This window comes from Dehalococcoidales bacterium, assembly GCA_028716225.1.
Classification (GTDB): Bacteria; Chloroflexota; Dehalococcoidia; order Dehalococcoidales; family UBA5760; genus UBA5760.
Map to the genome: position 1 here is coordinate 1 of JAQUQE010000076.1, position 4,986 is coordinate 4,986.

Sequence of the window (4,986 nt, forward strand, 5' to 3'; positions counted from 1 at the left end):
TATGAAGCTTACCTTGGGTTGGATTAGTAAGTCCGATACCAACATTACCTGTGGCATCAATAGCTACCTTGGAATTACCGTTAGTGTAAAGATAAAGCGGGTGATTGGAATTTGTACCCATGATTCCGTATCCGGAACCTGATGATTGCAGATACGTACGAACGCCGCTGTCGTCTTCGCTCATAATGTAAGGATTTGAGGCGCCATTTGCATAGATATTGCCATTCACCTCCAATGCTTGACCTGGGTTTGTGGTTCCGATGCCGACGTTGCCGTCCGATTTTACCATCATCTTTGTAGAGCCACCGGCAGACATATAGATTGAACCGGCAGTATTTAAATACAGCGTACCACCAGCAATATCTCCAAAAACTTGCTGATTGGAAGCATCGAGCGCCACTAAACTTCTTTGAGTGCCTCCGCTTTCTTTAAATTTAATTATATTATTGTTTTCAAAAAGAATATTGCCCGACACATGCAGTTTCGATTCGGGATTCGTAGTGCCTATTCCAACCCTAGAATCGGGCCCGTCAATCCAAACCACACTTGATGCTTTACCGTTTCCTATATTTAAATTCCTAAACTGAGTCGTACCTCCCTGATAGCCATACCAATTAAGATGCATTGTATCTTCGGCATTCGAGCTGAAATCTCCGTTTATCGCCCCATCCCTTATAAAAATATTATCACTCGTATTAAGCCCTGCTAAAAATTGAGCGTTTCCGCCAGATATCACTTCGAGGGTCGCTTCGCTAGGGTTGGAAGTGCCAATACCAACGTTACCGCTAGAAGCGACAAAAAGAGTACTGGTAGCTACCCAAGTATCTCCATCATGTCTGATGGTCTGACCCTCAATTCCCGAAGGCAATCCGCCAGAGGCAGTCCAACTTAAATTACCCGAGCCGTCATTTTGCAAAAACGTATCGACTGCCCCTTGAGATGAAGGCCAGGAATACGTAACATTTTTTATCTTCACTATGTCTCCCGAAGAATTAACCTGAAATACATCATTCGCGCCCACAGTCAGTAAGGAAGCCGGAGTGGTGTCACCGATGCCGATATTGCCGGATTGATCTGAAACCATAAATGGACTCGCACCAGAGTGCTCGAAACTAACTAAATACGTAGAACCATCATTCGCAGTTATGTCCGTCTTTATTCTAAATTCTTTATATCCAGAACTGCCCGCGCCGTCATCATAATGTCCCCTCAACTTAATTGTTGGAGAATCAACCGCATAGGGCGCTGCGGGATAATTATATGAAGCGTCTATTAAGAGAGTCGGATCGCTAGATTGTGAATCAAAAGTAAAGTCAAAATATGTCGTGCCCGTAGTCTGTGGCAAGAAACGAAAATTGGCAGAGTCTTGTGATTGAATTTTCCATTTACTTCCGACGTTGATATCTCCTCCAACGACTGTCAAATCAGCACTTGCCGTCACATTACCGCTTGAGTCTATAGACACTCCCTCGTCCCCTCCGTCTCCAGAAAGGTAGTTGGAGCCGAGAATAATATTGGCGCCAGTGCCGGTCATAGTGAGATTGCCGGACATCGAGTCTCCTGCAACATTAAGAAATCTGTTGTCAGACTCTGTCTCGGTGTAGTATCTGCCGTCTAGGTTGTAGGAGGTAATGGCGGTAAGGTGGCCGTAAGTGTCCAGAGTGATATCCTGTATGACAGTGCCGTCGGAATTATTGACTGAGGACTGAGTGGAAGTATCTTCGTGGTTTAAGGTGACAGTGCCTCCGGCCCCCAGGGTGATAGTGCCTCCTCCGGTAATGGCGTTTCCAGCCGTGACCGTAACTTGAGTATCGCCCTCTACTGCAGTGCCTGCCGTAGAGCCGTAGTCAACGGAGAAAGAACGATCCTGAGTAAGGTCTCCTCCTCCCGACAGACCGGTGCCCGCTGTTATTGTCCTTCCTGCTGTAATAACTTCTCCGGCTGCGGTTCCCTGGGTTGAAGCATATATCTTGCCTTGGACGTTAAGCTTGTAGGAGCCGGGGGTCTCTGTACCAATTCCTACATTGCCTGTCCCGGTATAAATGTTCTGATTGGAATAATAATTCAAAAACAAAGCTGCTGTCGAATCAATATGCATATTACCCACCGAATTCCCGCCTGTAATAGCTTTATTTCCATCTCCCAATTTTAAGGAGCCATTAGTATCATAAGCAATTTCTAGCTTCGCTTCTGGCGTCGAAGTGCCAATACCCACATATCCACTGGAGAGTATCCTCATCCTCTCTGTATTGTTAGTAGCAAAGTAAATATCGTCTGAGGCTGTGGCAGAAAGAGAGCCTGCAGCTACCTCTATCTTCAAATCTCCGGCGGGAGGATCAATTGTGCCTACTGTTATTTTTCCGTATCCCCCTCCGACCAAAAGCTCTGAATCGGAGGAAGTGCCGATGTTGGCGTTGCCGGCAACGTCAAGCGCGTACTGGGGAGTGGTGGTGCCTATGCCGATTCGGCCGGTGCCCGGCTTAAGATTGCCGGATCCGTCATTCTGCCCGTAAACGGAAAGAACGTTGGAGGTGCCGATTCGAAATACGTAAGCGTTTTCATCGCCGTCTAAACCTGCGGAAGTAAACGGCATATCCATGGCGGTAATCATTCCTCCGTCTGCGGGGAATATGAGGCCGCCGTCTATGTTAAGAGCGCCGCCCATTTGAATTTGGTCAGCCGAATTGATTTTAGCGATATTAACAGAACCCGTCCCCGCACTGTCTTTCCCTGAAATCCAGCCGTCGTTGGCGAGAGTAAGAAGGGTATCGGGACTGTCGGTTCCAATACCCACCCTGCCATTCTCCGACACATAAAGATTGCCGCTTCCAACATTAAGGGTTCCGGACGTGGTAGTAGATATAACAGATAAATTAGTGGCTATATTCAATCCCCCTCCGGCAGTAAAATCAGTCCCCGCGGCACCAATGTTGGTAATAAGGTTGTTGGCCATATCCAGAGTTCCCGCCATCGAGTCTCCTGCAACATTAAGAAATCTGTTGTCAGACTCTGTCTCTGTGTAGTATCTGCCGTCTAAGTTGTAGGAGGTGATGGCGGTAAGGTGGCCGTAAGTGTCCAGAGTAATGTCCTGGATAACAGTGCCGTCGGAATTATTGACCGAGGCTTGAGTGGAAGTATCTTCATGGTTTAAGGTGACGGTGCCTCCGGCCCCCAGGGTGATAGTGCCCCCTCCGGTGATAGCGTCTCCGGCCGTGACCGTAACCTGGGTATCGCCCTCTACCGCAGTGCCGGCGGCAGAACCGTAGTCGACAGAAAAGGTTCTGTCCTGAGTCAGGTCCCCTCCTCCAGACAATCCCGTACCGGCTGTCAGTATTCTTCCTGCCGTAATTACCTCTCCTGCAGCCGTTCCTTGAGAGGTAGCGTAAATCTTGCCTTCTACGGTAAGCTTGCGGGAAGGAGTGGAAGTTCCGATTCCCACCTGGCTGCCGTTGTCGTAAACAATAGAGTCTCCAACAGAGTAGCTTCCCGTAAATTTAGAAAGATAATTGGCATTGCCCAGACCTCCGACGTACCCTCCGTCAGCCGACTGGCAGTTTCCGGAAGCATCGCAAACGGTATAGGTGGAGCCGCCCCTTACTACCTCAACCTTGTCGTTGGTCACCCCCAAAAGAAGCTGCTCGGAATTGGCTCCGGTGATATAGCCCGTGGAAACAGCCAGGCTTCCGGTAATGGTGTTGGTGCCACCTAAAGTAATCCTGATGTTTCCCCCCGCGTCCTTGATGTCCCCTCCTCCTACCTGCAAATCATCATCAATTAAAAGAGTGTCCTGGGTAATATCGTAAATGTAGTTTTCGATTCCCAAAGAGCCCTGGACGGTGGTGTCTCCTTCGGCGTCCACCCTAAACCTTTCGTTGTCGTTAACTGCCACGGAGAATACGGTGTAATCGGAAAGACCGGAGGAAGGATTGATATAAAGAGATCCCTGCCCGACTCCTGTTCCCAAAGGAGTGCCAGTAAACAGGCTCGGGCCGGCAAAGGAGGAGGTTTCGTCGCCGGCCACATTCAGGCTGTTTGCCATGTAGACCGAAAAGTCGTTGAACTCAAATCTGTCATCAGTGGAGTTCCATTTGAAAACGGCGTTTGGGGCGGCAGATCCCCTTTCAAATTCCAGCTGGGAATCTTCCGCATCAGCTGAAGCGTTGTCTGTATTGATGATAAAAGTGGAAGAGGCCGATCCTCCCGCTATCAGGTTGTCGATGGTGGCTGTCGCGACATAGAAATTTGACCACCTGTAATCGGGTAAACCAAGGGTGTAAGCTGCATCTTCGGAAGGCACCAGGCTGGAAGAAAATCTGCCTTTAACGTCGATGATGTCGGAAATTTCATCTCCGAGAGTAAGGCTGCCGAGAACGCTCAAGCCGCCGGAAAACTGAGAAGTTCCCCCTCCCGTAGAAGAGAAGGTGCCCGATATTTCCATATCTCCTTCGGCATCGAACCTCATCTTTTGAACGTCGCTGACTGCCACGCCCAGCAGGGTGTTGTTGACCCCGGCGGTGGCGGGATTAACGTACAGGGAACCTTGGTCAACGGCAGTTCCGTCCGGAGTCCCGAACAGCTCCACCTGCCCGGCAAAGGAAGAAGAAGCAAAATTTCCCTGGACCTCTAAAAGGCCCGTAACAATGAGAGAGTCGGATATCTGGGTAGTGCCGGAATTGGAATCCAGCACCAGGTTCCCGCTGGCAGTGTTGAGGGTGTTGCCGTCTAGTATAAGGTTGTCGACTGTCAGCCGGCCGAGGTCGCTGATCTGGTATCCTGCCCCGGTGATATCCCCAGCCAAAGTGCTGGTGCCCAGCTTGAGGGTTCCCGAGGTTACAGAAAGCAGGTGGTCTCCGGTGCCAGAGAAAACAACGTTGGCTGAGTTTCCCGTAAGGCTCAGGTCTCCTGACATATCGACGCTGTCAGATATGGTGAAGTTGCCTGTAGTATTTAAAACGCTTCCCCGGAGGTCGGTCTGGCCGGAAACTG

General features: G+C 49.7%; 1 protein-coding gene. It reads right to left on the bottom strand.

Annotated features, from left to right (window positions below; all coding sequences use genetic code 11):
- Positions 1-4,986 (bottom strand): hypothetical protein (locus tag PHI12_13530; protein ID MDD5511813.1); only part of this gene is annotated, 4,986 nt, incomplete at both ends.